The following is a 24904-nucleotide window of genomic DNA, read 5'->3' as shown; positions in this document are numbered from 1 at the left end:
CGTGCGGCACTGCTTCTCCTTCTCCTGTTCTCCCGGTCGACGGTCTGTCCGCTCGACGAACGAAAGGCCTGCATGCGCATCCTCCTGTGGCACGTGCACGGCGGCTGGATGGACGCCTTCGTCCGCGGGCCGCACGAGTACCTCGTCCCGACCACCGCGGCTCGGGACGAGTGGGGCCTGGGAGCGGGTGGCCGCGACTGGCCGAACGTCGTCGAGATCGCGCCGGAGGACGTCGCCGACGCCGAGGTCGACGTCGTCGTGCTGCAGCGCACCGAAGAGATGGCTGTCGCCGCGGAGCTCCTCGGCGGCCGCGACGTGCCGATCGTCTTCGTCGAGCACAACGCCCCGCGGGTGGACGTGCCGAACTCCGTGCACCCCCTCGGCGACCGCGACGACCTGACGATCGCGCACGTCACGCACTGGAACGCCCTGATGTGGGACTGCGGCACCACGAGGACCACCGTCGTCGAGCACGGCGTCGTGGACCCGGGTCCGCTCTACACGGGCACCCTCGAGCGCTTCGGCGCCGTCATCAACGAGCCCGTGCGCCGGAACCGCGTCGTCGGCACGGACCTGCTCCCCCGGTTCGCGGAGGTCGCCCCCGTCGACGTGTTCGGCATGGGGACGGACAAGCTCACCGAGCTCGGGCTCGGCGACCGCCTGGTCGGGCTCGGCGACGTCAAGCCCGACCCGATGCACGCCGCACTCGCGGAACGCCGCGCCTACCTGCACCCGAACCGGTGGACCTCGCTCGGCCTCTCCCTCATCGAGGCGATGCACATGGCCATGCCGGTGCTCGTCCTCGCGACGACCGACGCGTCGCGCACCGTGCCCGCCGAGGCCGGCGCGATCGCGACCGACGTGACGGAGCTGACCCGGGCCTCCCGGCTGCTCCTCGACGACCCGGACGAGGCGCGCCGACGCGGTGCCGTCGCCCGGGAGGCCGCACTCGCGCGGCACTCGCTCGCCCGGTTCCTCGGCGACTGGGACGAGCTGCTCGACGACGCCGTGACGCGCCACCGGCGCACGCGGGGCGAGCCCCGCCCTCGAAGGGAGCTCCCGATGAAGATCGCGATGGTCTCCGAACACGCCAGCCCGCTCGCGGTGCTCGGTGGTGTCGACGCCGGCGGGCAGAACGTGCACGTCGCCGCCCTCTCCGGTGCCCTGGCCGACCGTGGCCACGAGGTGACGGTCTACACGCGCCGCGACGACCCCGAGCTCGCCGCCCGGGTGATGCTGCGCCCCGGCGTCGAGGTCGTGCACGTCGACGCCGGTCCCGCCCGCGCCGTGCCGAAGGACGACCTGTTCCCGTTCATGGGGACGTTCGCGCAGGTGCTGGCCGCCGAGTGGTTCCTCGACCGCCCCGACGTGGTCCACGGGCACTTCTGGATGTCCGGCCACGCGGCGCTCGAGGCCGTCACGCAGGTGCAGTCCCGCACCGGTGGCACCCGGATCCCGATCGTGCAGACCTTCCACGCGCTCGGTGTCGTGAAGCGCCGCCACCAGGGCTCCGCGGACACCAGCCCGGACGAGCGCGAGTGGATCGAGCCCACCGTCGGCCGCGGTGTGGACCAGGTCGTCGCGACCTGCTCCGACGAGGCGTTCGAGCTCAAGGCGCTCGGCGTGCCGCTGCACGCGATCTCGGTCGTGCCGTGCGGGGTCGACGTCGACCGCTTCCGCCCCGACGGCCCCGTCGAACAGCGTGGCCGGACCGAGCGCGTGCTCACCGCGTCGCGCCTGGTGCGCCGCAAGGGCGTCGGCACGACGATCGCCGCTCTGGCTGCGCTCGTGGAGGCTGGTCGCGACGTCGAACTCGTCATCGTGGGCGGTGCCGGCACGGCCGGGGCCGACCTCGCCGACGACCCCGAGTACCAGCGCCTCGACGCACTCGCCCGGTCGCTCGGCGTGCGCGACCACGTGTCGTTCCGCGGCCAGCTCGGCCAGGACGCCATGCCCTCGGTCTACCGGAGCGCCGACGTCGTCGTCTGTGCCCCCTGGTACGAGCCGTTCGGCATCGTGCCGCTCGAGGCGATGGCCTGCGGCCGACCCGTCGTGGCGTCACAGGTCGGCGGCCTCATCGACACCGTCGTCGAGGACGCGACCGGACTCCACGTCCCGCCGCGTGACGAGGCCGCCGTCGCGGCGGCCGTCACGGCGCTCCTGGACGACCCGGAACGGCGCGAGGCCTACGGCGCTGCAGGACGGGAGCGGGTCGAGTCCCGCTACGCATGGACCCGGGTCGCGGCGGACACCGAGCGGGTGTACGAGCGACTCATCAGCGGAGGGGCCACCACGGCGCCGCGGACACGGACGACCCCGACGCGCGCCACCCGCGCCGTGCGTGCGACGGAGAGGACGGCACGATGACCATCGAACAGACCGGGATCGGCGCGACCGAGCAGATGCGCGACAGCGCGCAGGCGGTGCTCGACCACATCACGGCCTCCGTGCCCGTCATCGCCTCGCTCGTCGACCACCACGACCACATCGCGGCCTGGGCGGACGACATCGCGTCGCGGCTCGTCGCCGGACGTCGGCTCCTCGCCGCAGGCAACGGCGGGTCGGCCGCCGAGGCCCAGCACCTCACCTCCGAGCTGACCGGCCGGTTCGACGGCGACCGGCCCGCGTACTCGGCGATCTCCCTGCACGCCGAGACCTCCGCGGTCACGGCCATCGGCAACGACTACGGCTTCGAGGAGGTGTTCGCCCGGCAGGTCCGGGCGCACGCCAGGACCGGCGACGTCGTCGTGCTGCTGAGCACGAGCGGCAAGAGCCCGAACCTGCTCGCCGCCGCTGCTGCCGCACGGGCCGTCGGAGCCCGCGCGATCGCCCTGACCGGCGCCCGTCCGAACCCCCTCGCCGACGCCGTCGACGACGCGATCTGCATCGACGGCCCGTCCGCGAACGTGCAGGAGGCCCAGCTCGTCCTCGTGCACGCCCTGTGCCGCGCCATGGAGCCCGCGCTCCGCCACGGGGTGCGCCGATGAGCGCCCCGCTCCGGATCGCCGTCGTCGGCGACACGCTGCTCGACGTCGACGTCTCGGGCACCAGCGAACGCCTGAGCCCCGACGCGCCCGTCCCCGTCGTGGACGTCCGCACCGACGACCGCCGCGCCGGTGGTGCCGGACTCGTCGCCACCATGCTCGCCAAGGACGGCCACGACGTCACGCTCGTCACCGTGCTCTCCGACGACGCCCGGGCGGCCGAGATCCGCGACCTGCTGCCCGGCGTCCGCATCGTCGCCGGACCGTCCGGTGTCGCCACGCCCGTGAAGACCCGCGTGCGCGTCGGCGACCACGCCCTGGTCCGGATCGACGAGGGCTGCGACACGCCCCCGGTGCCGTCCGCGACGCCGGAGATGACCGCGGCGCTCGACGACGTCGACGCCGTGATCGTGGCCGACTACGGCCGCGGGGTCGCCGCTGCCCCGGCCGTCCGCGAGGCCATCGCCCGAGCCACCGCGCACACCCCGGTCGTGTGGGACCCGCACCCCAAGGGCGCCGTCCCCGTGGCGGGCATCACGGTAGCCACGCCGAACGCCTCCGAGGCCCGGCGCTTCACCGAGCTCAGCGGCGAGGGCGTGCCCTTCGCCACCGACGCGGCCGCCGCCCTGGTCGACGCGTGGGACGTCCGCGCCGTGGCCGTCACGCTCGGCGACCGCGGCGCGCTCGTCGGCCGCCGCACCCCCGTGGCATGGACTCCCGCTTCCTGCCGGCGCCCTCCGTCACCGCCGGTGACCCCTGCGGTGCCGGTGACCGGCTCGCCGCCGGTGTCGCCGTCGCGCTGGCCGGCGGTGCCGACGTGCCGGACGCCGTCGCGGCCGGGGTCGCCGACGCCTCGGCGTACCTCGCCGCCGGCGGGGTCACCTCGCTCCTCGCTGACGCCCCCGCGCCGGTCGAGGTCCCCGGCGTCGACCGCGACGCCCTGCGGGTCGTGCACCGCGTCCGGAGCGGCGGCGGGACCGTCGTCGCGACCGGCGGCTGCTTCGACCTGCTGCACGCGGGACACGCCAGGACGCTGTCGGCAGCGCGGGCGCTCGGCGACTGCCTGGTCGTCTGCCTCAACTCGGACAGCTCGGTGCGCCAGCTCAAGGGCCCCGAGCGGCCGTTCATGACGCAGGACGACCGCGTCGAGCTGCTGCTCGCGCTGGACTGCGTCGACGCCGTCGTTGTGTTCGACGAGACGACGCCCGACGAGGCACTGCGCCGCTTCCGCCCCGACGTGTGGGCGAAGGGCGGCGACTACACCGCGGACGAACTGCCAGAGGCCGTCACGCTCGCCGAGTGGGGCGGGCGCGTCGTCACCGTGCCGTTCCACCCGGGCCGCTCCACCACCCGGCTCGCCGCCGCGATCGAACGCGTCAGCTGAACCGCTCCCCGCTCGTCCCTCCCCACACCAGCACCACAACGCAAAGGACATCCATGCCCGTCCCCACCACCCCCATCGGTCGCGTCCTCGTCACCGGCGGCGCATCCGGACTCGGCGCAGCCGTCGTGGCCGCCGTCACCGAGGCCGGCGGCACCCCGATCGTCCTCGACCTGCGGATCGACGCCGTCCCCGAGGGCGTCGACGCCGTCGCCGTGGACGTCTCGGACACCGATGCCGTCGAGCAGGCCGTGCGCGAGGCCGTCGAGCGCCACGGTGGCCTGGACGCCGTGGTCACCGCCGCCGGCATCGACACGCCGGCCCCGATCGACGCGATCTCGTCCGGCAACTGGGAGAAGATCGTCGGCGTCAACCTCATCGGCACCGCGTCGACGGTGCGCGCCGCCCTCCCCGCCCTCGAGGCCTCGCACGGTCGCGTCGTGACGATCTCCTCGTCGCTCGCCCTGCGCGGTGTCGGCCACGGCACCGCGTACTCGGCGTCGAAGTTCGGCGTCCGCGGCTTCTCGCAGGCCCTGGCCGCCGAGACGGCCGGGCGCGTCGGCGTCACGAACGTGATCCCCGCCGGCATGCGCACGAACTTCTTCGCCGACCGCACCGAGCAGTACAAGCCGGGCCCGGACGCGCAGCTCATCGAGCCCGAGTACGTCGCGAACTCGATCATGTTCGCGCTCTCGCAGCCGGCAGGCTGCGAGATCCGCGAGCTGTCGATCATGCCGGCCACGGAGCCCAGCTGGCCGTGATGCGCTGACCGCGCCCACGCGACGGACTGGAGGCTCGGTGCCAGCTGGCACCGGGCCTCCAGTCCGTTGGGGGGCGTGTTCCTTCCCCTGTCGCGCGCGATGGGATGTGAGATCGCGCGTGGAGGGTCGGAAGTTCCGACTCGCAACGCGGGATTCGACTCGCAACGCGGGATTCCACTCGCAACGCGGGATTCGACTCGCTGTGCGCGGTTCCGCCCGCTCCGCGCTGTTCCGCCGGCGCGCGCTAGCGGGGCGGCGCCGTGCGGAGCAGGTCCTCGACGTCGGCGAGCACCTGCTCCGGCGTGACCTGGTCGACGTAGGACGGGTCGTGTTCGCAGCGCTCCGCGGTCCAGCCGACCTGCGTGACGTCGATCCCGCAGACCGGGCAGCGCGTCACGAAGGACATCAGGACGCGGTGCCGGCCGCGGTCGAGCGGACCGGCGTTGATGACGTTGCCGAACCAGAACACGCCGACCGTGCGGGTGCCGACGGCCAGGGCGAGGTGGCGTGGACCGGAGTCGTCTCCGACCATCACGTCGGCGGCCCCGAGCACCGCGGGCAGCTCGCGGAGCGGGAGCGATCCGACGAGGTCGTGCAGGCGCTCCGTCGAGCCGAGGGCCTGCTGCACGGCCGCGGTGATCCGGTCGGTCGCGGGCCGGTCGGAGTCGTCGCCGACGACCACCACGTCGTCGCCGGCGCGGAGTCGGGCGATCGCCACGGCCGCGAAGTGCTCCGGGCTCCAGCGGCGCCGTGGGTCCGTCGCGCCCGGGTGCATCGCGACGAGGGTGCCCGTGACGCCGAGGCGGGCGCGCACGACGGCACGCTCGTCGTCGGTGACGGCGAGCCGGGGGTCGAGCGTGACCGGTTCCGCACCGGCGAGGGCGGCGACCTCGAGCCCCCGCAGGACCTCGTGCTGGTAGTAGACGTAGCGGACCCAGCGCTCCAGGACCTCGGCGTCCTCGGTCGCGGTCCCCACGGTGTGGCGGGCAGCGAGGCGGAGCAGGAAGGGGTTCGAGTTGCGTCCGCCGCCGTGCAGCTGCACCGCGAGGTCGAACCGGCCGTGCAGCCGGTCGAAGAAGTCCTCGGCCGTCGGCGCGCCGTCGCCGGCGTCGCGGACGCCGGGCGCGACCGGGAGCTCCTCCACCGCGTCGACCGCGTCGCTCCGGCCGTCGAGCAGGGCCGCCGCCGCCGGCGTGCCGAGCAGGGTCAGCCGGGCGTCGGGGTAGGCAGCCGCGAGTGCCTCGATCGCGGGCATCGCGAACATCAGGTCGCCCAGGCCTCCGCCCCGCAGGACCGCCACCTCGCGGACCCCCTCGAACCGTTCGCCGCCCTCGCCGATCCGCACCACGTCCACTGTCTCCTGTCGTCGTCGGTCGAGACCGACCGACGTCCTGTCTACCGAGCATCGCTGGGCGGTGTGCCGCCTGACCGCGGAACGCAGAACCGCGACCACGTCCAGAGAAGAAGGAGCAGTGTCGTACTCCTCATGGCCATCGGCCTGACGCACCAGCACCGCACCAGCACCAGCACCAGCACCGCACCATCAGCACCACCACCAGCACTGCTCCATCAGCACTGTCCCATCAGCACCACCCGGAAGGACGCGCATGACGCTCGAAGCCCCCACCACCACGGACGAGGTCGTCGTCCTGGACGCCGTGACCGGCGACGTCGCCTCCACGACCCCGGTCGCAGGCCCCGACGCCGTGCACGACGCGGTGGCACGGGCACGAGCGGCGTTCCCCGGCTGGGCCCGCACCGCTCCGGCCGAGCGCGGTTCAGCACTGCGCGCGGCAGCCGAGCACCTCCGGGCGCACGCCGAGGAGCTCGCCGAGCTGAACACCCGCGAGACCGGCAAGGTCCCCGGCGACGCGGCCGGCGGCGTCGAGGCCGGCATCGGAACGCTGCTGCAGTACGCCGAGCTCGGCCCGCTGCACCGCGGTGAGGCCCTCCGCGGCCAGCACGGCGCCGCGGACTGGACCGTGCCGCACCCGCGCGGCGTCGTCCTGGCGCTCACCCCGTGGAACGACCCGGTCGCCGTCGCTCTCGGCATCATCGGCGCCGCCGTCGTCACCGGCAACACCGTCGTGCACAAGGGCAGCGAGCGGTGCCCCGCGACCTTCGCGCGCCTCAACGAACTGCTGGCCGAGGCCCTGCCCGCCGGCGTGTTCGTCGGGGTCGACGGCGACGCCGCCACCGGCGAGGCGCTCCTCGCCGAGGACGGCATCGCGGTCTACGCGCACGTCGGCTCCACCGCCACCGGCGACCGGCTCAGCGAGGTCGCCGCCGGCACCCGCGCGCACGTGATCCGCGAGAACGGCGGGAACGACGCGCTCGTCGTGGACGCCGGCGTCGACCCCGTGTGGGCCGCCGGGCAGGCCGCCCTGGGTGCCTTCGCGAACACCGGCCAGATCTGCACGAGCGTGGAGCGCGTCTACGTGCACCGCGACGTCGCCGACGCCTTCGTCGAGGCACTCGTCGCCGCGGCCGAGGCGAAGACCGCCGCCCCCGCCGCCCAGTACGGCCCGCTCGTCGACGACCGGCTCCGCGTCCTCGTGCAGCAGCACGTCGACGACGCCGTCGCCAAGGGCGCCGAGGTCCGCACGGGCGGCTCCGTGCCGGACGGCGCCGGGACCTTCTACCCCGCGACCGTGCTCACCGGGTGCTCCGACGACGCGCTCGTGCTGACCGAGGAGACCTTCGGCCCGATCGCCCCCGTCCGCGTGGTCGACTCGTTCGAGGAAGGCCTCGAGCTCGCCGCCGCCGACCGGTACGGCCTCGCTGCCTCGGTCCTGACGAACGACACCGCGCACGCGCTGCTCGCCGCCGCGACGCTCCCCGTCGGCACGGTCAAGGTGAACGCCGTCTTCGGTGGCGCTCCCGGTGGCAGCGCCGAGCCCCGCGGCGCCTCGGGCTCCGGCTTCGGGTACGGCCCGCACCTGCTCGACGAGATGACGACGACCACCGTCGTGCACATCGAAGCGGCCCCCGCCGCACCCGCCGCACCGGCCGCACCGGCCGCAGCCGCAGCGTCGTCGGCGTCCGACGAGGGCGTCACCGCACCCGCCGAGGGCTTCGACCGATGACCGCCGACGTCCGCCTGGTCCGCGACCTCATCGGGCGCATCGACGACCGCGAGCCGCTCGTCGTCGTGATCGGCGACTGCATCCTGGACCGCTGGACGATCGGCGAGGCCGAACGCGTCTCCCGCGAGGCCCCCGCCCCCGTCGTCCGCGTCACCGAGACCATCGCGGTCCCCGGTGGTGCGGCGAACACCGCCGTGAACGCCCGCGCCCTGGGTGCCCGCGTCCGCATGGTCGGCCTGCTCGGGGACGACGAGGCCGGGGCGGTCCTCCGCCAGCGTCTCGACGCCGCCGGGGTCGACACCTCGTACATGGTGACGATCCCGGGTGCGACGACCACGTCGAAGTCCCGGATCGTCGGCGGCGATCGCGTGGTCGTCCGCGTGGACGAGCTCGCCGCGATGCCGACCGACGGGCACACCGAGCAGCTCGCCGCCGCCGTGGCCCGCGCGGTCCGCGCCGCCGACGCCGCCGTGGTCTGCGACTACGGCCTCGGGGTCACCCCGGAGAGCGTCCTGCCCGTGATCGACCGGGACCGACCCGACGTGGTCGTCGTCGACGCCCACGACCTCGGTGGCTGGCGCGAACTGCGCCCCGACCTCGTCACGCCGAACGCCGGTGAGGCAGCCGCGCTGCTCGGTCGCCCCCTCGGCGACGGTGTCGAACGCGCCGCGACCGTCGTCGCCGCTCGCGACGAGGTCTTCGCCGCCACCGGTGCCCGTGCCGTCGTCGTCACCCTCGACCGCAACGGCACCGTGCTCCTGGAGCCGGGCGAGGACACCGGCTTCCGCACCCGCGCCACCCCGGCCTCCGAGCAGCAGGCATCCGGCGCTGGCGACACGTTCTGCGCCGCCGCCTCGGTCGCCCTGGCCGTCGGCGCCCCCGCGCGCGAGGCCGTCGCCTTCGCGCAGGCCGCCGCCGACGTCGTCGTCCGCGAGGCCGGCACGTCCACCTGCGACGCCGCCGCGCTGCTCCGCTCCGTCGAGGCCCCCGCGGAGACGGTCGTCGACCACGACGACCTCGCCGCCGCGGTGGCCGTCGCCCGCAGCGAGGGTCGCCGGGTCGTGTTCACGAACGGTTGCTTCGACGTCGTGCACCGCGGGCACACCTCGTACCTCCGCCAGGCCAAGGAGCTCGGGGACCTGCTCGTCGTCGCGCTGAACGACGACGACTCGGTGCGTCGACTCAAGGGCCCCGAGCGGCCGATCAACACCGCCGAGGACCGCGCCGGCGTCCTCGCGGCCCTGGCGTGCGTCGACCTGGTGACGGTCTTCGCGACGGACACCCCCATCCCGCTCATCGAACGCGTGCAGCCCGACGTCTACGTCAAGGGCGGCGACTACTCCCCCGAGATGCTCCGCGAGACCGAGGTCGTGCGCAGCTACGGCGGCGAGGTCGTCATGGTCGACTACGTCCCCGAGCACTCCACGAGTGCCGTGGTCCGTCGCATCCGCGAGACGTCGGGAGGGGCGACGGGAGGCGAGGCCGTGTGAGCACCGCCCGCTGGTCAGGAGCCTGGGCGCGCGACGGTCGACCCGACGACGCGCCGGACGTCGACGTCCTCATCCCCACCGTGGGACGCACCGCCGAGCTGGCGACCACCCTCGCCGGGCTCGCCGCCCAGACGGACGCCTCGTTCCGCGTGGTCCTCAGCGACCAGTCGGAGACCAGCGACGTCGCGTCACGTCCGGCAGTCGCCGCGATGGTGCGCGTCCTGGAGGCCCAGGGCCGCCCCGTCACGCTGCTCACCCACCCGGAACGGCGTGGCCTGGCGGAACACCGGCAGTTCCTGCTGGACCGTGCGTCAGCGCCGGCCGTGCTCTTCCTCGACGACGACGTGTGGCTCGAACCCGGGTCCGTGTCCCGGATGCTCGACGCCCTGCGCACGCTCGGCTGCGGCTTCGTCGGCAGCGCCGTGCAGGGGTTGTCGTACCTGGCCGACCGCCGACCGCACGAGACCGCCCCGTTCGAGCCGTGGGACGGTCAGGTGGTGCCCGAGGTGATCCGCCGCGGCTCCCCCGGCTTCGAGCGCTGGTCGCTGCACAACGCCGCCAACCTCGCGCACGTCGCCGCCGGTCTCGACGTCGAACCGGGCGGGTGGATGCCCTACCACGTCGCCTGGGTCGGGGCCTGCGCGCTGTACGACCGGGCCGCGCTCGTCGAGGTCGGCGGGTTCGAGTTCTGGGACAGGCTGCCGGTCGGCCACGCGGGCGAGGACGTCGTCGCGCAGTGGCGGGTCATGGAGCGCTTCGGCGGCGCGGGGATCGTGCCGTCCGGCGCCGTGCACCTCGAGGCCCCGACGACCGTCTCCGACCGCTCGGTGGACGCCCCCGACGTCGTGCTCGGACCGGCCTGACCGGTCCGACCGGCGTTCAGCCGCCGAACTCGACCTGGACCTGCTGGCCGGCGTCGGTGAGTCCGTGCTGCACCGCGGCCCGGGTCTGCTCGATCCAGGGGCTGTCCGAGCACCCGATCCAGACGACCGTGCGCGGCTCGGAGTCGGTGACGCACCACTCGCCCGCCCACGCGAGCACGGCGGCCGCCAGGGCCTCACCGTGGTCGGCGAAGCAGAGCGACGGCACCGCGGACGGACGGTCGCTGCGGACGAGCCACGACACCGTCACACGCGGGGGTGCCGGCAGGATGCGGACCTGTTCCTCGAGCGCGACCTCGACGAAGACCTGGCCGTAGGCGGTCTCGGGCAGGTCCTCGAGCAGCCGGTGGATCTCCGGCAGGTCCTCGACCGCCCCGGCGATGAGCACGCGGTCGCTGGGCTGTCGAGGGGTGCGGTCCATGTCCCAACGGTAGGACCGCCCTCAGCCCAGGACAACCCCGAGTTGCTGGGAGAGGAACTCCCACATCCACGTCAGCGCCACCGCGTGGGTCAGCCCCGGGGCGTTCTGCGCGATCTGAGTCGCCACGCCGTCGCTGTACGCGGCGAGCTTGAGCGCCACGACGGACGGGTCGATGCCGCCGGGGGCCGTGAACGTGCCGTCGGCGACCCCGCGGCGGACGACCCGCACCAGGCAGGCCTCCCACACGCGGATGCGTTCGGCGTACTCCTCGGCGACCTCAGGCCGACGGGCGACGGCGGTCCAGTAGTCCGACCAGATGCGCCAGTGCTGCCGGACCTGTTCGCTGTCGTCGAAGAGCGGCTCGACGAGCATCCGCAGGGCCACGACCGCATCGGGTTCGGCGTCGACCGCGGCGACGATCGCGCCGTAGAACCGCTCGGTCTCGAGCACGACGACCTCGTTGAGGATCTCCGCGACGCTCGCGAAGTGGTACGTCACCGTGCCCACCGAGACGCCCGCCTCGGCCGCGATGTCGCGGAGGCCCGTGGCGCCGAGCCCCTGCCGGACGATGACCGCCCGCGCGGCGCGGACGATCATGGCGCGGCGGACCTCGGGGCGCTGTCGCACGCGTGGCGCCGGGGACCCGGGCTGCGCGGGCACCGCGGCGCTCACGCGGACGTCCTCGGGACCTCGTCGTGGTGGGTGTGCTCGGCGACGAGCTCCTCGGGGGTGCCGTCGACGCCGTCCCGTGCCCAGGCCCGGACGGTGTTGACGACCGTGAACGCCTCGGCCGTGGCCGAGACGCGCGAGGTGGTCTCGAGCCGTGCGGCCCAGTCCGTGTGCGTGAGCCCGATCGCCCACCGCGACTCGGCGACGGCGGAGGTCGGGTCGCCGCTGACGATGTGGTACGTCTCGCGGGCGTCCTCGTGGAACACCAGGCCGTCCGGGTAGACCCGGCCGCCGCCGTACCCCGGGTCGACGTCGAGCGTCCACGCCCCCGTCTCGACGTCGTGCGTGACGGTGCGCTGCGGCAGTGCATCGGTCGGTTCGACGCGCGTGATCGCGAGCGGCGTCGACCGGGTCGGCTCCTCGAAGTGGACGCCGTCGTCGGTCGAGCGTGTCCAGACCGGCAGCGTCACCGTGCTGGCGGCGGGGTCGACCGTGACGGTCGCCGCCGTGCCGTGCGGCCAGACCCACGGCCAGTACGCGGTGGACACGGCGAGGCGCAGGCGGTGTCCGGCGACGAACCGGTGCCCGGTCGAGACGAGCCGCACGGGCAGCGTCGTCGGCTCCCCCGGCGCGAGCGGCACCGAGGCGTCCATGCCCGTCCGCCGGAGCCCGTTCAGCACGCCGCGGGTGACGAGGGTCGAGCTGCCGTCCGGGGCCACGTCGCACAGCCGCACGGTCACGGTCGCCCGGGGCTGGTCGCTCGTGACGGCGAGGTCCAGCAGGACGTTCCCGAGCAGGTCGAAGGACGTCTCGACGGGCAGGTCGAAGCACACGGAGCGGCCGTCCTCGGCGCGCTGGTCCGGCGGCAGGTCGGTCTGGTTGCCGAACGGGAAGAACCGTCCGGCGTCCGCACCGGTCTCCTGCGGGGACGCGACGACGACGGGGCCGTCCCCGCCGCCGCGCAGGGCGTCGAGCGTGGTGGTCCTCGGCGCCGTGGCGTCCTCGGGCCACGAGGACGCTCCGACCCAACGACCGGAGCGCACGGGGTAGTACGTGGCGGGCGGCTCCGGGTCGTTGATCCACGCGCGGAGCGCTGGTTCGTCCTCGACGCCGGTGTCGACGCCGCGCAGCCAGCGGTCCCACCAGCGCAACGACTCCTGCAGGAACCCGATCGACGGCCCCGGGGCGAGCCCGCGGTCCGGGTACTGGTGCGACCACGGCCCGACGATCCCCTTGACGGGCGCGTCGACGTGTTCCACCAGTCGGAGCACGGCGTCCCGGTACGGGTCCGCCCACCCGCCGACGGCGAGCACCGCGGCGGAGATGCCCGCGTAGTCCTCGGCGGCGCTGCCGTGGCGCCAGTAGTCGTCGCGCTCCTGGTGCGACAGCCACACCGGCGTCATCGGCCGGTTCGACGCCAGACGCGCACGCCACTGCTCCACCCACGACGGCCCGACGACCTCGGGGCGCGGGGGCCGTGCGTTGAACGCGAACATCGTCCCGCCCCACGCCGCCATGTCGATCCCGAGGACCGCACCGCCGACGTAGTGCACGTCGTTGTCGTAGCGGTCGTCGGTGGAGCACACCGTGACGACGGCCTTGAGCGCTGCCGGTGCGCGGGCGGCGAGCTGCAGGGCGTTGAAGCCGCCCCACGAGATGCCGAACATGCCGACGGCACCGGTCGACCACGTCTGCGCGGCCAGCCAGGCGATCACGGCCTCGCCGTCGGAGAGCTCCTGCTCGCTGTACTCGTCGTCGAAGACACCGTCCGAGGACCCCGTGCCGCGGATGTCGACCCGGACCGAGGCGTACCCGTGCTCGGCGTACCAGGGGTGTCGCTCCGAGTCACGGGGGGCCATCCAGTCGTCGAGTCGGTACGGCAGGTACTCCAGGAGCACGGGGACCGGGGCGTCCGGTCCGGCGGTGCTCGGTGCCCAGATCCGGGTGTGCAGGCGCACCCCGTCGGGCATCGGGACCCAGGTGTCGCGGACGGTCACCCCGTCGGGCAGGTCGACCGGCACCCCGATCCCCGTGAACGAACCGTCGGTCATGCGTCCTCCCAGTTCCGGATGCGGTGCCCGTCCCCGTGGTCGGTCCACCCGTCGGCGTGCCGCCAGTGCTGCACGCCGTCGTCGACGTCCGGCAGGTCGGTCACACCGGGTTCGAGCGTCGCGGCGAGCAGCGTCCGCGTGTACGGGTGGTTCGGGCCGGTGAAGACCCGCTCGGTCGGTCCGATCTCGACGATCCGGCCGCCGGTCATCACGGCCACCCGGTCGGCGACGCCACGGACCACGGCGAGGTCGTGGCTGATGAACAGGCAGCTCAGCCCGTTCTCGCGCTGCAGGTCGGCGAGCAGCGCCAGGATGCCGGCCTGCACCTGCACGTCGAGCGCGGTCGTGATCTCGTCGGCGATCACCAGCCGGGGTCCGGCGGCCAGTGCGCGGGCGATGCCGACGCGCTGTCGCTGCCCGCCCGAGAGCTGTGCGGGCAGCCGGGTGGCGAACCCCGGCCCGAGGCCGACCTGGGTCAGCAGGTCAGCCACCCGCGCGCGGGACGACGACCCGGTGAACAGCCGCAGCGGGCGGGCGATCGCCGCGCCGACGGTCCGCCGTGGGTTCAGCGAGGTGTCCGCGTTCTGGAACACGAGCTGCACGGCACGACGGAGCTCCGGGGAGCGTGCACCGACCGGCTGGCGCAGGTCACCCGTCGCGGCGTCGTCGGCGTACGTGAATGTGCCCGACTCGGCGGGCACCAGACCCGCCATCGCCGTCGCGAGCGTCGACTTGCCGCTCCCCGACTCGCCCACCACGGCGAGCGTCTCGCGTGCACCGATCTCGAAGGACACGCCGTCGACGGCGGCAGGCAGGCCGCGTCCGTAGCGGACGACCAGGTCGCGCGCGGTCACGACCGGACGGCCTGGAGGCCCGGTGTGCGCAGTCGTGTCGGTGACCGTCCCGGGGACGGTCGGGTCCTGGTCGTGGTGATCCGAGCCTCCCGTCCGGATGCGACCGTCGGGGACGGCTGCCAACAGGGCGCGCGTGTACTCGTGCTGCGGGTCCGCGAAGAGCGCGGCGGTGTCGCGGTGCTCGACCACCTCGCCGTCCCGCATCACCGCGATCTCGTCGGCCATCGCGGACACCACGCCGAGGTCGTGGCTGACGAGGAGGACGGCCATGCCGAGCTCACGGCCGAGGTCGGCGACCAGGTCGAGGACCGCCGCCTGGGTGACGACGTCGAGCGCGGTGGTCGGCTCGTCGAGGACGAGCACCCGCGGACGGGCGGCGACGGCCATCGCGATCGCGACCCGCTGCTGCTGCCCGCCGGAGAGCTGGTGCGGGTAGCGGCGGACGATCGTGTCCGGGTCGGGCAGCCGGACGAGCCGGACCAGCTCGGCCACACGCTCCGGGGAGTCGGGCTCGCCGTGGGCGCTCAGGGCCTCGCGGATCTGGGCGCCGACGCGCATCGACGGGGTCAGCGCCTGCCCGGCGTTCTGCGCGACCACCGACGCCGTGCCGCCGCGGAGGGCGCGCGTGGCCGAGGGCGACAGGGTGAAGACGTCCTGGTCGGCGACGACGACCGAGCCGCGGACGATCCGGGAGCCGGTGCGGAGGTGCGCGAGCAGCGTCCTGGCGACGGTGGACTTGCCGGAGCCGGACTCGCCGACCAGGCCGAGGGTCCGGCCGGCCGCGATCGTGAACGAGACGCCGCGGACGACGGGGACCTCGCTGCGTCCGGCGGCGTAGGAGATCGCGAGGTCGTCGACGCGGACGGCGGCGGTGGTGCCGTCCGGCGTCGTCGTGCTCGTGGTGGTATCGGTTGCTGGGGTGTCGCGGTTCATGCGCGGGTCGCTCCCTGCGTGGCGCGGTCGACGCCGAGCGACTTGCTCAGTCCGTCGGCGGCGAGGTTCAGGCCGACCACGAGCGTCGCCAGCGCCACGATGGGCGCCAGCGTGCCGAGCGGCACGACGGTGAGTGCGGTGCGGTTCTCCTGCACCATGAGGCCCCAGTCCGGCGTCGGCGGGTTCGCCCCGAAGCCGAGGAAGGACAGCGACGCCACGAGCAGCACGATCCACGACGCCCGCATCGCGTACTCGACGAGCACGACGTCGAGGACGTTCGGCAGGATCTCGCGGAACACGATCGACAGCGGCTTCTCGCCCCGGGCCCTGGCCGCGGTGACGTAGTCCTGCGTGATGACGGTGCGGGCGGCACCGCGGACGACCCGGGTGACGGCGGGGGCGTAGACGACGGTGACGGCGAGCACGATGACCCAGAGCCCGGCGTCGAAGACGGTCACGACGACGAGCAGCGCCAGGATCGACGGCACGCTGAGCAGGGCGTCGACGACGCGCATCACGACCTCGTCGAACCAGTTGTCGGCGTAGGCGGTGACGGCGCCGAGCACGGTGCCGACGGCGACCGCGATCGTCGTGGCGAGGAACGTGACGAGCAGCGCGTACCGGCCGCCGTTCAGCGTGCGGGACAGGATGTCGCGGCCGTACTGGTCGGTGCCGAGCCAGTGCGTCCACTCGGGGCCGGCGAGCACGTCGGCGGAGTCGGTGGCGACGGGGTCGTGCACGCCGATGACCGGGGCGAGGACGGCGAGGACGAGGTGCAGGGCGATGAGCCCGAGGCCGACGGAGAGTGCCGTCGAGCTGCGGAGCGGCGCGACGACGCTGCCGATGACGCTGGTGCTCATGCGGAGACCTTCCCTTCGGGTGCGCGACGTCGCCGGACTGGCGGGCGGACGCGGGTGCGTCGCTGCCGGGTGCGGAGCCGCGGGTCGAGCGCGAGTGCCACCAGGTCGGCGGCGAGGTTGCACACGACGTAGACGACGGCGCTGAGGAGCGCGATGGCCTCGATCACGGGCAGGTCCCGGTTGAAGACCGACTCGAGCATGAGCTTGCCCATGCCGGGGTAGTTGAAGACGTTCTCCACGACGACCACGCCGCCGAGCAGCCACGCCACGTTGAGCGCGACGACGTTGAGCGTCGGGAGCAGCGCACTCGGCACGGCGTGCTTCCACACCACCCGACGCATCGTCAGGCCCTTCAGCTCGGCGGTCGTGACGAACTCGGACGCCATCACGTCGATCGTCGACGAGCGGGCGGTGCGCACGATGTACGCCGCCATCGCCAGGGTCAGCACGATGATCGGCAGCCAGATCGTCGGCAGCAGCTCCCCCACGGTCGCGTCGCTGCCGCGGAGCACCACGGCCGGGAACAGCGGGATGCCGATCGCGAAGAGCAGGACGAGCACGGTCGCGACCATGAACTCGGGGACGCTCATCACGACCAGGCTGACGATCGAGATGACCCGGTCGGTCGGCCGTCCGCGCCGGACACCGGCGACCACGCCGAGCGTGAGCGACAGGGTCACGCCGACGAGCATCGCGGGCACGGCGATGAGCATGCTGTTGCGGAACGCGGTGAACAGCGTCGGGGCGACGGGCTCTCCGCTGACGAGCGACGTGCCGAAGTCGCCGTGTGCCGCGCCGACGAGCCACTGCCCGTAGCGGAGCCACACGTTCTGGTCGAGCCCGAGCGTCTCGCGCAGCTGCTTGACGGCGTCGGGCGTGGCGTTCTGCCCGAGGAGCTGCTGCGCGACGTCGCCGGGCAGGGCCTGCACGGCGAGGAACACGAACAGGGACGCCAGGACCACCGTCAGCAGGGCGATCCCGACGCGCCGGAGCACGGGGAGGAGGACGTTCATCGGGCCAGTCCGATCCTGAGGTAGTCGAACTCGAAGCCGAACTCCGCGTAGTTGACGACGTCGCGGGACAGCCCGACCAGGCGGTCGCCGAACATCGGGGTCATGTCCGCGCCGTCCGCGACGACGAGCCGCTGCGCGTCCTGGTAGAGCGTCAGTCGCTTGGCGTCGTCCATCTCGGCGCGGGCGTCGTCGAGGAGTGCGTCGAAGGTCGGGTTCGACCAGGCGCTCTCGTTGTAGGACGACCCGGAGCGGAAGATCTGGTTGAGCAGCTGGTCGATCGGACGCCCGGTGAAGAAGTAGCTCACCATGAGCGGCTTCTGCATCCAGATCTGCGTGTAGTACGAGTCCGCAGACGCGTTCTTCACGGTCAGGTCGATGCCGGCCGCCTTGACCTGGTCGCGGTAGGCGACGGCGAGGGGCGTGAACACCGACTCGTAGCTCGACGTGTGGATCGAGGTCTGGAAGCGTTCGTGGCCGGCCCGCTTGAGCAGGCTCCTGGCCTTGTCCGGGTCGTGCTCGCGGGGTTCGTCGAGGAACGCGGCGAGCTGCGGCGGGACGGGGTTGTCCCACCCGGGCGACCCGGTTCCCTGGATCGCCGTGTCGACGATCTTCCGCGGGTCGTACGCGAGCTTCATGGCCTGGCGCACCAGCGGGTCGGAGAACTGCTCGCTCGTCGCGAGCATCGGCATCGTGTACCACTGCGCGTTCACGACCCGGGCGACGGTGGCGCGCTGGGACGCGGCGACGACCCGCGCGGTGGCGAAGTCGAGGTTCGTCTGTGAGATGAGGTCGATCTGGCCCGCGAGCAGCGCGTTCACCCGCGCGGTGGTGTCCTGGATCGAGAAGAAGTCGATGCCGTCGAGCGCGGGACGTCCGGCGAAGTGGTCGTCGAAGGCCTCGATGCTGCCGGTGCCGGCCGGTGCGAAGGACGAGAGCCTGAACGGGCCCGTGCCGATGCCGGTCGTGCCGATGGTGTCGATCGCCCCGGCTGGCACGATGTAGCACTGGTACGCCGTCAGCAGCGAGGGGAACTCCGCGTTCGGCTTCGTCAGCTCGAACCGCAGCGTGTACGGGTCGAGCGCCCGCATCGAGTCGGCGGTCATCACCTCGCCGAGCACCCCGGCCTGCGGCGACGCGGTCTTCTCGTCGAGGATGTGCCGGATGCTGGCGATCGCGTCGTCGGCGGTGAACCGGGAGCCGTCGTGGAAGCGGACCCCCCGGCGGAGCGCGAACGTCCACACGGTGCCGTCGTCGTTGCCGGACCACTCGCGTGCCAGGTCGGGGACGGTCTGCCCGGACTCGTCGAGCCGGACCAGGCGGTTGTAGAGCGCGCCGAGGTACTCGTAGGCCGAGAGCGAGCTCGCCGAGTCGAGGGTCTCGGCGGCGGACGCGGCCGGTCGGGCGATGCGCAGCCGACCACCGCGTCGGGCGACGCCGGTGGCGGCCTGCTCCGGGATGGTGACGGCACCGGCGCCGGTGCTGCACCCGGTGAGGGTGAGGAGCCCGAGGCCGGCGAGCCCGGCGGCGCCGGTGAGGAGCGCGCGGCGGCTGGGACCACGGCCGTCTCGGGCGGCTCGCTGGTCGGGGTGGTGGTGCTGCTGGACGACGTGCTGCATTCGGGGTGACCCCTCCTGGTAATCGTTCCGGTGAACGATAGAGGGCCTCGCGCTCCCTGGCCAATCCCGTGACGGGTCCGGGCGCGAAGATTCACGAATCCGTTACACGCGGACCGTGTCGACGGGCCAGGATCGACAGGAGCAACGACGAGGAGCAACCGATGGCGACCTTCACCCGCGGGTTCGGCGGACGACGACGCAACGAGGACGACGACCGCACTCCGCCCGGGCAGACGCTCGTGCGCGACTGGCCCGTGCTCTCGGCCGGCGCCACGCCGGAGATCGCACCGGCGGACTGGAGCTTCTCCATCCAGACCGAGTCCGGACTGCACGAGTGGACGTGGGACGAGGTCCACGCACTCGGTGTCGAGGACGTCACCGTCGACATCCACTGCGTGACGCACTGGTCGAAGCTCGACATGCCGTGGCGCGGGGTCCCGCTCGACGCCCTGTTCGCCCAGGTGGAGACGTCGCTGGACTACTGCATGGTGCACAGCTTCGGCGGCTACACGACGAACGTCCCCCTCGACGAACTGCTCGGCGGCAAGGCCTGGGTCGCGTTCGAGGCCGACGGCGAACCCCTCGAGCCCGAGCACGGCGGCCCGGCACGGCTGCTGGTCCCCGCCCTGTACTTCTGGAAGAGCGCGAAGTGGGTGCGCGGCATCGTCATGCAGGCCGACGACGAACCGGGCTTCTGGGAGAACGCGGGCTACAACATGCACGGCGACCCCTGGAAGGAAGAGCGGTACTGGTGAGCGCGTCCGCTTCCGTGGAGTCCGTCGAGTCCGTGTCGGTCCGGTCCGCCGAGACCCCGGAGACCGGCCAGGAGGCTCCCCCGTCGCCCGCCACGCCAGCTCGCGTCCGCAGGCGGCCGGACTGGCACGCCGCGACCGTCGCCGCCGTGCGTGCCGAGAGCCCGACCGCGCGACGCCTGGTGCTCGACGTCCCCACCTGGCCGGGCAACGACCCCGGGCAGCACCTCGACCTGCGGCTCACGGCCGAGGACGGCTACCAGGCGACCCGCGCGTACTCCGTGGCGTCAGCCGGTGACGACCCGCGCGTGACCCTGGCGGTCGACCGCGTCGACGACGGCGAGGTCTCGCCCTTCCTGGTCGACGCGATCGAGGTCGGCGACGCCCTGGAGGTCCACGGACCCCTCGGCGGCTGGTTCGTGTGGCGCCCGTCCGCGGAGTCGACCCGGCCCGTGCAGCTCATCGCGGGCGGGTCCGGGATCGTGCCGCTCGTGGCGATGGTCACCGCGCACGCCGAGGCCGACGACCCCACGCCCTTCCGGCTCCTCTACGCCGTCCGCACCCCCGAGGACGTCTTCTTCCGCCCGGAGCTCGACGCCGCCCTCGCTGCCACGGCCCCGCTGGACGTCACGGTCGTGTACAGCCGCACGGCACCGGCGGACTCCACCGTTCCGCCGGGTCGACTCACGAAGGAGACCCTGGCCATGGCGGTGCTGCCCCCGGAGGACGGCGCCCTGGTCTACGTGTGCGGGTCGACGCCGTTCGTCGAACAGGTCCTCCGGTGGCTCGGCGAGCTCGGGCACGACGTGGCGGACGTCCGCGCAGAACGGTTCGGAGGCAGCTGATGACCCTGCTCGACGGCAATGCCCTCGCCGGTGAGCTGTTGGACGTGCTCGGAGCCGACCCCACGACGGCGCGCCTGCGGTGCACCGGCTGCGGGTCGCTCGGGTCCCTCGGCGAGACCCGGGTGTACCGCACGGCGATGGGGTCGGTGGCCCGGTGCCACGGCTGCGACACGGTGCTCGTCACGGTGGTGTCGGACGGTGTCCGGCGTCGCGTCGGGTTGCCGGGGGTCCGAGCGGCGTCGATCGCCTGACGGCCCGTACCCGCTCGCCTGACCGCCCGGTCCTGTTCGCCGGACGGCTCCTGGAACCAGAAAACCCCGACCGAGGTCGGGGTTGTCCAGGGGCCGGGTGGAGCCGGTTGTTCCCGAGCGGATGACGAGATTCGAACTCGCGACCCTCACCTTGGCAAGGTGATGCGCTACCACTGCGCCACATCCGCATGCGCTGCCTGACGGCCGCGCTCGGATGACGATACCAGTGTTCCCGGGTGCCGCCGACGCACGGCCGGTGCCGGGCGTGTCCGTGTTGGATGGAGGGCATGAGCGACTTCGTGAAGGAAGTACCGGCGCACCAGCCGGACGAACCAGACGCGCACGGCGTGGACCTGGTGGACGGCGACGAACCGGCGGTGCGCATCCTGGTCCGGGGCGTCCTGCCCGCGACCCTCGAACACGACGGCCGCACCTGGGCAGCGACGGACGAGACCCACGACGCCGGGGACGCCCCGGCGATCTCGGTCTACCGACCGGCCTGACGCCTCAGAGCCCGGCTCGCGGTTCGGCGTCCTGCCGGACCCCGGCGGCCACCGCGACCGCTCGGACGCGTTCGGTGAGCTCCTCGCCGCGGAGCGTCTTGGCGAAGCCGACGACGGTGCGGTAGAGCGGCAGGTCGACCGCCGCCCACTGGCCGGTGTCGACCAGCACGCGGAGGGCGTCGACGGTGCCGAACGCGTACCGTCCGGCCGCCGAGGTCTCGCCGTTGCCGACCGACCGCACTGCGGACCGTGGGATGCCGAGCAGCAGGCGCGGGGTGCTCCCGCCGACGTACAGGCCGAGTCCCTGGTGGTCGGCGACGAGCGTCGCCAGTCCCCGACGAGGCACGTCGCCGTCGGGCGCCGTCCCGAGCATCGCCGCCGTCCGTCGGATCTCCAGCACGAGGTCGCGCTTGAGCTGCACCGGGGCCAGGTGCGCGCCGGGGTGCAGCTGTGCCAGGGCCGACTCGCGCTGCCGGGTCCTGGCGTTCTGGATCCCCAGGACGATCTGCAGGACGACGAAGATGCCGGCCGCGTAGAGCACGAGCGTGCCGATGACCGCCGCCGTCGACATCCCCTGCTCGTGCTCGCGCCAGGCCAGGAACCCGAAGCGCAGCACGAGGTACCCCCCGACCAGGAGCATCGTGATGCGTCCCCCGCGCCGGCCGCTGCTGTTCCCGTTCCCCATCCTCGACACCCTAGGTCGACGGTCGCTGGCGGACGCGCATCCTGCACGTCCTCTCAACCGCGGTCTGTCGGCGGCTCTCGGTAGCGTGCCACCGTGCCAGAGGGTGACTCCGTCTTCCGCCTCGCCGCACGGCTGCGTCAGGTCGACGGCGCTCGGGTCCTCAGTGGGGAACTCCGCTCCGGCGGTGCCGCTGGGCGCTCCCTGGCCGGGCTGCGGGTCGTCGGCCACGCCACGCACGGCAAGCACCTGCTGACGCGCTTCGACGACGGCACCACCCTGCACACCCACCTCCGGATGCAGGGCTCGTGGACGGTCACGGCGCCGGGCCGACGACTCCCCACGGCGGCGGCTCGCAGTGCGCGGGTGCGGCTGGCGCTCGAGGACGGCCGCACGGTCTGGGGCCTCGACCTGCCCGTCGTGGACGTCCTCGACACCGCGGACGAGTCCCGGGTGCTCGGCCACCTCGGCCCGGACCTGCTCCACGACGACTTCGACGCGGACGTGGCCACCGCCCGGGTCCTCCGCGACCCGACGGCCCCGGTGCGGCGCGTCCTGCTCGACCAGCGGAACGTGGCCGGCCTCGGCAACCTCTGGGTCAACGAGCTCGGGTTCCTCCGCGGCCTGCACCCCGACCGCATGATCGGGACCGTGGACGTGCCGGCGCTGCTCGACCTCGCGCGCCGCATGCTCGTGCGGTCCGCCACGGTCCCCGATGCCTACCAGGTGACGACCGGTGTCCGGCGTCGCGGGGAGCGGCACTGGGTCGTCGGCCGCGCTGGGCGTCCGTGCCTGCGGTGCCGGACGCCGGTGCTCGGTCGTGACGCCGTCGAGGTCGTCGGCTCGGCACCGCGGCGCACCTGGTGGTGTCCGCGGTGCCAGCCGACGACCTGACTGACTGGGGCGTCGCGCCTCAGCGGTGGGAGGGCCTGACCGTGCTGACGCGCAGGTCCTCGAAGGTGCTGGTGAAGCCGGACCCGCCGAGCGAGATCAGCCCGACGCGCGGACTGTCCCCGAGGTCGGCCGTCCACGTCCCACCGCGGACGAAGTGCCGGCCGTCGGCGCTCGTGTACGCGGTGTACTGCCCCTCACCCCGCACGGTGCGGTGCACGATCCGCAGCGTCGTGGTGTCCCCGACCGAGCCGACGACCATGTTGCCGTACATGGGCGCCCCGGCCGGCTGCCCGGACACCTGCTTGCCGAACTCCGTCTGCCGCGTGTTGAAGATCGAGTTCGACACCAGCCGGACGTAGTTGCCGTCGTCCCCGTAGACGATCAGGCCGCCCTGGACGTAGTTCACGCCGTCGCCGGTGGCCGGGGTGTCGACCGCGACCGTCGTCTGCAGCACCCAGTCCCCGCGGGGTGCCGGCTCGGTGAGCACGGACGCGAGCGGGGTCTGCGGCGGGTGCAGGTCCGCGGCCTGGGTCTGCCAGCGGAACGTGCTGTCCCGGACCGAGTACGTCGAAGCGTCGGGCTCCCGCGTCCACGTCAGCTGGGACGGCAGCGTCGAGCCGTCGAACCCGGTCGAGGCCGAGCGGATGAGCCGTCCGGGTTCGTCGACGGGTGCGCTGGTCGCTTGGTACGTGGGTCGTTGCCCGGGCTGTGCGACCGGACCCGGTTGCACCGTGTCGGACGGCCCCGCTCCCCCGCGGACGACGGGCCAGCCGCCCTGCCAGTCCAGCGGGTCGATCAACACCGGCCGCTTCGTGTAGGTGGCCTGCCCCGCGTAGTACGGGTCGTTGCGGTCCACCGCGTGGTAGATGATCCAGTCCTGACCCGCGAAGTCGGTGACCACGGTGTTGTGACCGGTGCCCACCCAGCGGTTGCCGTTCTGCGCGAGCAGGGGCGAGCCTCCGACCCGGGTGCTGGTGATCGCGACCCCGTCGCGGTCGACGAACGGTCCGAGGGGGCTCCGTGACCGGGCGACGAACACGCCGTAGCCCGTGAGCGAACCGGCGCAGCAGTTCGTCGCCGACCCCATGAAGTACCACCAGCCGGCATGGCGCATCAGGTAGGCGCCCTCGTAGCGGTTGTCGATCGCGATCTGCCGCTCGCTCGCCGGGTCGGAGCGGAGCCCGTCGGCGCTCAGCGTCCGCACGACCACGCCGCCGAAGTAGCTGCCGAAGTACAGGTAGGTGGTCCCGCGGTCGGTGATGACCTCGGGGTCGAACTCCCACCGGTCCCCGCCCGTCGGTCCGGAGCGCGGTGCCACGACCGGCGCTCCCGAGTCCGTCCACGGGCCCGTCGGGCTCGAGCTCGTCGCCACGCCGACGGCCGACCCGCCGCCGGTCGGACCCGTCGCGCTCGGGGTGTCCGAGGCGGCGTAGTACAGGTACCAGGTCCCCGCCCGCCCGCGCGAGCCCGCGCGGTACACGACGTCGGGCGCCCAGATGCCGTTGGCGTCCCCGACCCAGGCGGGCTTCGCGCTGAAGGCGTCGCCGACGTACGTCCAGTTCGTGAGGTCCGTCGAACGGTACGTCGGCACGGTGTGCTGCACGAGCGTGCCGTCGGGGTTCTCCTCCGTCGCCGACAGCGCGTCGGTCGTGCAGTACAGGTACCAGTTCCGGTCGCGCCCGACCCCGTGGATCGCGGTCGGGTCGGCGCAGCTCGCCGCCGTCTCCCCGTCCGGCAGGCGGAGGGCCATCGGGTTCTGGTGCGTCGGCGCGGCGCGGCCGCCCCGCGACGCGATCGACGACGCGGGGATGATGGAGGCCGTGTCGGTGGAGCTGGTGGTGCTGGTGCGGGTGGTGGTCGCGCTGACGGCGGGTGCCGCCACGGCCGCAGCCGGGAGGCCCGGGGTCGCGACCCCGGCCAGTGTCGCGATCGCGATCAGTGCGGTGAGTGCTCGGCGCACAGGGTCTCGCTCTCTCT

22 protein-coding genes, 1 tRNA gene and 2 pseudogenes are annotated in these 24904 nt (G+C 73.5%); 14 read left to right on the top strand and 11 right to left on the bottom strand.

Annotated features, from left to right (window positions below; genetic code table 11):
- Positions 1 to 72: 72 nt before the first annotated feature.
- The 6 genes and pseudogenes from OVA28_RS13285 to OVA28_RS13265 all read left to right on the top strand — a co-directional run.
- Positions 73 to 912, top strand: a pseudogene (locus tag OVA28_RS13285) (glycosyltransferase); the annotation flags it as partial.
- A 150-nt stretch (positions 913 to 1062) separates the two neighbouring features.
- Positions 1063 to 2367, top strand: a complete 1305-nt coding sequence (locus OVA28_RS13280) for a glycosyltransferase (protein WP_268098206.1) — start codon at positions 1063 to 1065, stop codon at positions 2365 to 2367.
- Complete coding sequence (locus tag OVA28_RS13275; protein WP_194660913.1) at positions 2364 to 2987, top strand: D-sedoheptulose-7-phosphate isomerase; 624 nt, start codon at positions 2364 to 2366, stop codon at positions 2985 to 2987. Before OVA28_RS13280 ends, OVA28_RS13275 begins: the two co-directional genes overlap by 4 nt.
- Positions 2984 to 3616 (top strand): annotated as a pseudogene (locus OVA28_RS19145) (bifunctional heptose 7-phosphate kinase/heptose 1-phosphate adenyltransferase); the annotation flags it as partial. The gene OVA28_RS13275 and the pseudogene OVA28_RS19145, both read left to right, overlap by 4 nt.
- A 77-nt stretch (positions 3617 to 3693) precedes the next feature.
- Positions 3694 to 4368, top strand: coding sequence for an adenylyltransferase/cytidyltransferase family protein (locus OVA28_RS19140; protein WP_326493757.1), 675 nt, complete (start codon positions 3694 to 3696; stop codon positions 4366 to 4368).
- 53 nt (positions 4369 to 4421) lie between these two features.
- On the top strand, positions 4422 to 5126 hold the full coding sequence (locus OVA28_RS13265) for an SDR family oxidoreductase (protein ID WP_194660915.1): 705 nt from the start codon (positions 4422 to 4424) through the stop codon (positions 5124 to 5126).
- A gap of 244 nt (positions 5127 to 5370) precedes the next feature.
- On the opposite strand, the gene OVA28_RS13260 is transcribed toward OVA28_RS13265, so the two are convergent.
- Positions 5371 to 6474 (bottom strand): glycosyltransferase family 9 protein, encoded by a 1104-nt coding sequence (locus OVA28_RS13260; protein ID WP_268097305.1) that lies wholly within the window; start codon positions 6472 to 6474, stop codon positions 5371 to 5373.
- Positions 6475 to 6733: 259 nt separating this feature from the next.
- Here OVA28_RS13260 and OVA28_RS13255 point away from each other — a divergent pair, with 259 nt between their 5' ends.
- From OVA28_RS13255 to OVA28_RS13245, 3 genes are read left to right on the top strand one after another with little or no spacing between them, the layout of a single operon-like run.
- Positions 6734 to 8212: an aldehyde dehydrogenase family protein gene (locus tag OVA28_RS13255; protein WP_268097304.1), complete on the top strand. Its 1479-nt coding sequence runs from the start codon at positions 6734 to 6736 to the stop codon at positions 8210 to 8212.
- Positions 8209 to 9702 (top strand): D-glycero-beta-D-manno-heptose 1-phosphate adenylyltransferase, encoded by a 1494-nt coding sequence (gene rfaE2, locus OVA28_RS13250; protein ID WP_268097303.1) that lies wholly within the window; start codon positions 8209 to 8211, stop codon positions 9700 to 9702. Before OVA28_RS13255 ends, rfaE2 begins: the two co-directional genes overlap by 4 nt.
- The gene (locus OVA28_RS13245; protein WP_268097302.1) at positions 9699 to 10565 is read left to right on the top strand and encodes a glycosyltransferase; all 867 of its coding nucleotides are present in this window, start codon (positions 9699 to 9701) and stop codon (positions 10563 to 10565) included. Before rfaE2 ends, OVA28_RS13245 begins: the two co-directional genes overlap by 4 nt.
- A 16-nt stretch (positions 10566 to 10581) precedes the next feature.
- Here the strand turns inward: OVA28_RS13245 and OVA28_RS13240 are convergent, their stop codons facing one another.
- The 7 genes from OVA28_RS13240 to OVA28_RS13210 are packed head-to-tail and all read right to left on the bottom strand — an operon-like array spanning position 10582 to position 19000.
- On the bottom strand, positions 10582 to 11004 hold the full coding sequence (locus OVA28_RS13240) for an SIP domain-containing protein (protein WP_194660919.1): 423 nt from the start codon (positions 11002 to 11004) through the stop codon (positions 10582 to 10584).
- Between the two features lie 21 nt (positions 11005 to 11025).
- On the bottom strand, positions 11026 to 11676 hold the full coding sequence (locus OVA28_RS13235) for a TetR/AcrR family transcriptional regulator (RefSeq protein WP_268097301.1): 651 nt from the start codon (positions 11674 to 11676) through the stop codon (positions 11026 to 11028).
- Positions 11673 to 13724, bottom strand: a complete 2052-nt coding sequence (locus OVA28_RS13230) for a CocE/NonD family hydrolase (RefSeq protein ID WP_268097300.1) — start codon at positions 13722 to 13724, stop codon at positions 11673 to 11675. Before OVA28_RS13230 ends, OVA28_RS13235 begins: the two co-directional genes overlap by 4 nt.
- Positions 13721 to 15511, bottom strand: coding sequence for a dipeptide ABC transporter ATP-binding protein (locus OVA28_RS13225; protein WP_268097299.1), 1791 nt, complete (start codon positions 15509 to 15511; stop codon positions 13721 to 13723). Before OVA28_RS13225 ends, OVA28_RS13230 begins: the two co-directional genes overlap by 4 nt.
- A complete protein-coding gene (locus OVA28_RS13220) occupies positions 15508 to 16371 on the bottom strand; it encodes an ABC transporter permease (RefSeq protein WP_194660922.1) in 864 nt (287 codons plus the stop codon). Before OVA28_RS13220 ends, OVA28_RS13225 begins: the two co-directional genes overlap by 4 nt.
- Positions 16368 to 17384 carry an ABC transporter permease gene (locus tag OVA28_RS13215; protein ID WP_268097298.1) on the bottom strand — a complete coding sequence of 339 codons (1017 nt, stop codon included), beginning with the start codon at positions 17382 to 17384 and terminating at the stop codon, positions 16368 to 16370. The genes OVA28_RS13220 and OVA28_RS13215 overlap by 4 nt, the downstream gene beginning before the upstream one ends.
- Complete coding sequence (locus OVA28_RS13210; RefSeq protein ID WP_268097297.1) at positions 17381 to 19000, bottom strand: ABC transporter substrate-binding protein; 1620 nt, start codon at positions 18998 to 19000, stop codon at positions 17381 to 17383. The genes OVA28_RS13215 and OVA28_RS13210 overlap by 4 nt, the downstream gene beginning before the upstream one ends.
- Before the next feature lie 161 nt (positions 19001 to 19161).
- Between OVA28_RS13210 and OVA28_RS13205 the strand changes: the two genes are divergently transcribed.
- Genes OVA28_RS13205 through OVA28_RS13195 form a run of 3 tightly spaced genes read left to right on the top strand, consistent with a single transcriptional unit; the run spans position 19162 to position 20848 of the window.
- The gene (locus OVA28_RS13205; RefSeq protein WP_194660925.1) at positions 19162 to 19755 is read left to right on the top strand and encodes a molybdopterin-dependent oxidoreductase; all 594 of its coding nucleotides are present in this window, start codon (positions 19162 to 19164) and stop codon (positions 19753 to 19755) included.
- On the top strand, positions 19752 to 20597 hold the full coding sequence (locus OVA28_RS13200) for an FAD-binding oxidoreductase (RefSeq protein ID WP_268097296.1): 846 nt from the start codon (positions 19752 to 19754) through the stop codon (positions 20595 to 20597). Before OVA28_RS13205 ends, OVA28_RS13200 begins: the two co-directional genes overlap by 4 nt.
- Positions 20597 to 20848: a DUF6510 family protein gene (locus OVA28_RS13195; protein WP_268097295.1), complete on the top strand. Its 252-nt coding sequence runs from the start codon at positions 20597 to 20599 to the stop codon at positions 20846 to 20848. The genes OVA28_RS13200 and OVA28_RS13195 overlap by 1 nt, the downstream gene beginning before the upstream one ends.
- Positions 20849 to 20964: 116 nt before the next feature.
- Here the strand turns inward: OVA28_RS13195 and OVA28_RS13190 are convergent.
- Positions 20965 to 21036 (bottom strand) — tRNA-Gly (locus OVA28_RS13190).
- A gap of 99 nt (positions 21037 to 21135) precedes the next feature.
- Between OVA28_RS13190 and OVA28_RS13185 the strand changes: the two genes are divergently transcribed.
- The gene (locus OVA28_RS13185) at positions 21136 to 21351 is read left to right on the top strand and encodes a hypothetical protein (RefSeq protein ID WP_194660927.1); all 216 of its coding nucleotides are present in this window, start codon (positions 21136 to 21138) and stop codon (positions 21349 to 21351) included.
- A 4-nt stretch (positions 21352 to 21355) separates the two neighbouring features.
- Here OVA28_RS13185 and OVA28_RS13180 read toward each other — a convergent pair whose 3' ends face one another.
- A complete protein-coding gene (locus OVA28_RS13180) occupies positions 21356 to 22036 on the bottom strand; it encodes a hypothetical protein (protein ID WP_268097294.1) in 681 nt (226 codons plus the stop codon).
- Positions 22037 to 22129: 93 nt separating this feature from the next.
- Between OVA28_RS13180 and OVA28_RS13175 the strand changes: the two genes are divergently transcribed.
- Positions 22130 to 22927: a DNA-formamidopyrimidine glycosylase family protein gene (locus OVA28_RS13175; RefSeq protein ID WP_268097293.1), complete on the top strand. Its 798-nt coding sequence runs from the start codon at positions 22130 to 22132 to the stop codon at positions 22925 to 22927.
- Positions 22928 to 22946: 19 nt separating this feature from the next.
- On the opposite strand, the gene OVA28_RS13170 is transcribed toward OVA28_RS13175, so the two are convergent.
- Entirely contained in the window at positions 22947 to 24887 is a 1941-nt protein-coding gene (locus tag OVA28_RS13170) for a family 43 glycosylhydrolase (protein ID WP_268097292.1), read from the bottom strand.
- Positions 24888 to 24904 lie beyond the last annotated feature (17 nt).

The organism is Curtobacterium sp. SL109 (assembly GCF_026672405.1).
In the GTDB taxonomy this organism is placed as follows: domain Bacteria; phylum Actinomycetota; class Actinomycetes; order Actinomycetales; family Microbacteriaceae; genus Curtobacterium.
Note: the sequence above shows the minus strand (reverse complement) of the source record. Positions and strands in the feature narration are given on the sequence as shown.

Bases quoted from the DNA above. Each gene is read 5' to 3' on its own strand.
- OVA28_RS13255 (WP_268097304.1), top strand. From the start codon at position 6,734: ATGACGCTCGAAGCCCCCACCACCACGGACGAGGTCGTCGTCCTGGAC.
- OVA28_RS13195 (WP_268097295.1), top strand. From the start codon at position 20,597: ATGACCCTGCTCGACGGCAATGCCCTCGCCGGTGAGCTGTTGGACGTG.
- OVA28_RS13240 (WP_194660919.1), bottom strand. From the start codon at position 11,004: ATGGACCGCACCCCTCGACAGCCCAGCGACCGCGTGCTCATCGCCGGG.
- OVA28_RS13210 (WP_268097297.1), bottom strand. From the start codon at position 19,000: ATGCAGCACGTCGTCCAGCAGCACCACCACCCCGACCAGCGAGCCGCC.
- OVA28_RS13185 (WP_194660927.1), top strand. From the start codon at position 21,136: ATGAGCGACTTCGTGAAGGAAGTACCGGCGCACCAGCCGGACGAACCA.
- OVA28_RS13205 (WP_194660925.1), top strand. From the start codon at position 19,162: ATGGCGACCTTCACCCGCGGGTTCGGCGGACGACGACGCAACGAGGAC.
- rfaE2 (WP_268097303.1), top strand. From the start codon at position 8,209: ATGACCGCCGACGTCCGCCTGGTCCGCGACCTCATCGGGCGCATCGAC.
- OVA28_RS13265 (WP_194660915.1), top strand. From the start codon at position 4,422: ATGCCCGTCCCCACCACCCCCATCGGTCGCGTCCTCGTCACCGGCGGC.
- OVA28_RS13180 (WP_268097294.1), bottom strand. From the start codon at position 22,036: ATGGGGAACGGGAACAGCAGCGGCCGGCGCGGGGGACGCATCACGATG.
- OVA28_RS13280 (WP_268098206.1), top strand. From the start codon at position 1,063: ATGAAGATCGCGATGGTCTCCGAACACGCCAGCCCGCTCGCGGTGCTC.
- OVA28_RS13215 (WP_268097298.1), bottom strand. From the start codon at position 17,384: ATGAACGTCCTCCTCCCCGTGCTCCGGCGCGTCGGGATCGCCCTGCTG.
- OVA28_RS19140 (WP_326493757.1), top strand. From the start codon at position 3,694: ATGGACTCCCGCTTCCTGCCGGCGCCCTCCGTCACCGCCGGTGACCCC.
- OVA28_RS13220 (WP_194660922.1), bottom strand. From the start codon at position 16,371: ATGAGCACCAGCGTCATCGGCAGCGTCGTCGCGCCGCTCCGCAGCTCG.
- OVA28_RS13275 (WP_194660913.1), top strand. From the start codon at position 2,364: ATGACCATCGAACAGACCGGGATCGGCGCGACCGAGCAGATGCGCGAC.
- OVA28_RS13225 (WP_268097299.1), bottom strand. From the start codon at position 15,511: ATGAACCGCGACACCCCAGCAACCGATACCACCACGAGCACGACGACG.
- OVA28_RS13230 (WP_268097300.1), bottom strand. From the start codon at position 13,724: ATGACCGACGGTTCGTTCACGGGGATCGGGGTGCCGGTCGACCTGCCC.